Annotated in this window: 4 protein-coding genes; all 4 read left to right on the forward strand. The window is 67.2% G+C overall.

Going from position 1 to position 2793, the window contains the following annotated elements; translation table 11 throughout:
• A partial coding sequence (pdxA, locus tag JCM9942_RS13490; protein ID WP_054660310.1) for a 4-hydroxythreonine-4-phosphate dehydrogenase PdxA occupies positions 1-698 on the forward strand: 698 nt, incomplete at its 5' end.
• Entirely contained in the window at positions 695-1507 is an 813-nt protein-coding gene (gene rsmA, locus JCM9942_RS13495) for a 16S rRNA (adenine(1518)-N(6)/adenine(1519)-N(6))-dimethyltransferase RsmA (protein ID WP_054660312.1), read from the forward strand. The genes pdxA and rsmA, both read left to right, overlap by 4 nt.
• 49 nt (positions 1508-1556) lie before the next feature.
• A complete protein-coding gene (gene apaG, locus JCM9942_RS13500; RefSeq protein ID WP_054660314.1) occupies positions 1557-1940 on the forward strand; it encodes a Co2+/Mg2+ efflux protein ApaG in 384 nt (127 codons plus the stop codon).
• A partial coding sequence (locus JCM9942_RS13505) for a symmetrical bis(5'-nucleosyl)-tetraphosphatase (protein WP_054660316.1) occupies positions 1940-2793 on the forward strand: 854 nt, incomplete at its 3' end. The genes apaG and JCM9942_RS13505, both read left to right, overlap by 1 nt.

Raw genomic sequence — 2793 nt, forward strand, 5'->3', positions numbered from 1 at the left:
CCCTGCTGGGCGCCGGCCAGGCCTGCCTGGACGGTACGCTGGACGGGGTGGTCACCGGCCCGGTGCACAAGGCGGTGATCAACCAGGGCGGCATCGCCTACAGCGGCACCACCGAACTGCTCGCCCACCAGGCCGGCGTGGAGGTGGTGATGATGCTGGCCAACGACATCGTGCGCGTGGCGCTGGCCACCACCCATCTGCCGCTGCGCCAAGTCGCCGACGCCATAACGGCCCAGAACCTGCGCAAGGTCATCACCACCGCCCATGCGGCGCTGCGCCGCGATTTCGGCCTGCCGCGGCCACGGATCGCGGTGCTCGGATTGAATCCGCATGCCGGCGAGAACGGGCACCTGGGGCACGAGGAGATCGAGGTGATGATCCCGCTGCTGGAACAGCTGCGTGGCGAAGGCCTGGACCTGATCGGCCCGTTGCCGGCCGATACCGCGTTCCTGCCGGCCAAGCTGGCCGGCTTCGACACGGTGCTGGCCATGTACCACGACCAGGGCCTGCCGGTGCTCAAGTACAGCGGCTTCGAACAGGCCACCAACATCACCCTGGGCCTGCCCTACCCTCGCGTGGCGGTGGACCATGGCACCGCCCTGGACCTCGCCGGCAAAGGCGTGGCCGATCCTTCCAGCCTGTTTGCCGCCACCGCGCTGTGTGCCCGGCTGGCTGCACAACGTAAAATCGCCCGATGAATTCCCCACATTCCCCGCGCAGCGGCACCGGCTTCACCGCTCCTGCGAAAAAGCAGCTCGGCCAGCACTTCCTGGCTGACAAGCACTACGTCGAAAAGATCGTCATGGCGGTCAACCCGAAAGCCGGCGACCGCCTGGTCGAGATCGGCCCGGGCCAGGGCGCCATCACCTTCCCGCTGCTGCGGCGCCACCCGAAGCTGACCGTCATCGAGTTCGACCGCGACCTGATCGCGCCTCTGACCGAGGCCGCCGCGCCGCTGGGTGAGCTGACCATCGTCCATCGCGACGTGCTGCAGGTCGATTTCACCGAACTGGCCGCCGGTGCGCAGATCCGCCTGGTCGGCAACCTGCCCTACAACATCTCCTCGCCGATCCTGTTCCACGCGCTGGAACACGCTGCGGCGATTTCGGACATGACCTTCATGCTGCAGAAGGAAGTGGTCGATCGCATGGCCGCCGGCCCCGGCAGCAAGGTGTATGGCCGCCTCAGCGTGATGCTGCAGGCCTCGTGCGAGGTGACATCGCTGTTCGTGGTACCGCCGGGCGCCTTCCGGCCACCGCCGAAGGTCGATTCGGCCGTGGTGCGGCTCGTGCCACGCGATCCGTCCAGCATCGGCATCGACGACCACAAGCGTTTTGCCGAGGTGGTCAAGGCCGCCTTCGGCCAGCGCCGCAAGACACTGCGCAACGCCCTCAACGGCGTCTGCGACGAGGCCCAGTTCGAAGCGGCCGGCGTGCGCAGCGATGCCCGCGCCGAACAGCTGGAAGTGGCCGACTTCATCAAGCTTGCCAATGCGCCGCGCGCCTGACCGCACGGTTCGGGCAATCCGACCACCTGCTTTTGCTTACACTCCCCGCATGGAAGATTCCCGCCACTACGCGATCGAGATCGAGGTGACCCCCCGGTTCATAGACGACCAGTCGGCCCCTGAAGACGGGCGCTTCGCGTTCGCCTACACGATCCGCATCCACAACCGGGGCACCGTGCCCGCAAGGCTGATCAGCCGCCATTGGCGCATCACCGATGGCGAAGGCCGGGTCGAACATGTCGATGGCGACGGCGTGGTCGGCGAACAGCCGCGCCTGCGTCCCGGCGAAGAGTTCCGCTACACCTCCGGCATCATGCTCGGCACCGAACGCGGCACCATGCAGGGCCATTACGACATGGTCGCCGATGACGGCACCGAGTTCACCGCGCCCATCGCGCCGTTCGTACTTTCCATTCCCAGGACGCTGCACTGATGGCGACCTGGGCAATTGGCGATCTGCAAGGCTGCTACGACGTCACCCAGCGCCTGCTGGAAAAGATCAACTTCGATCCCGCCGCGGACAGGCTCTGGTTCTGCGGCGATCTGGTCAACCGCGGCGGGCAATCGCTGGAGACGCTGCGACTGGTGCATTCGCTGCGCGAGCACAGCGTCACCGTGCTCGGCAACCATGACCTGTCGTTGCTGGCCGTCGGCGCGCGCAGCGAGGAGGAACAGCGCAAGGTCAATCCGGACCTGCAGCGCATCGTGCTGGCCGAGGACCGCGACGTGCTGCTGGAGTGGCTGCGCTCGCAGAAGCTGCTGCATGTGGACCGCGAGCTGGGCTGGATGATGTTCCATGCCGGGCTGGCGCCGAAGTGGACCGTGGCGCTGGCCGAAAAGCACGCCCGGGAAGTCGAACAGCAGCTGCATGGCAACGGCTACCGCAAACTGTTCCGCAACATGTACGGCGACAAGCCGGCGTGGTCGCCGGGCCTGAGCGGCTATGACCGCTCGCGCGCGATCATCAACATCTTCACCCGCATGCGCTACTGCACCCCCAGCGGGCGTATCGGCATGGAAGACAAAGGCACGCCCGGCACCCAGGCGCAGGGCATGTATCCGTGGTTCGAGGTCCCGGGCCGGGTCGAGCGCGAGCTGAAAATGGTCTGCGGTCACTGGTCGGCGCTGGGCCTGACCATCACCCAGGGCGTGCATGCGATCGACACTGGCGCGGTGTGGGGCGGCAAACTCACCGCGCTGCAGCTGGACAGCGAAGAACTGCGCGTGGTGCAGGTTCCCGGCCGCGATGTCCCGGCGCCGGTACCGGGCGCGCAGCCGCCACGCAG

Origin of the sequence: Stenotrophomonas pictorum JCM 9942, from assembly GCF_001310775.1 — a bacterium.
Classification (GTDB): domain Bacteria; phylum Pseudomonadota; class Gammaproteobacteria; order Xanthomonadales; family Xanthomonadaceae; genus Stenotrophomonas; species Stenotrophomonas pictorum.

Excerpts from the sequence above, each read along its gene's own strand:
- rsmA (WP_054660312.1), top strand. The coding sequence starts at position 695 with ATGAATTCCCCACATTCCCCGCGCAGCGGCACCGGCTTCACCGCTCCT.
- apaG (WP_054660314.1), top strand. The coding sequence starts at position 1,557 with ATGGAAGATTCCCGCCACTACGCGATCGAGATCGAGGTGACCCCCCGG.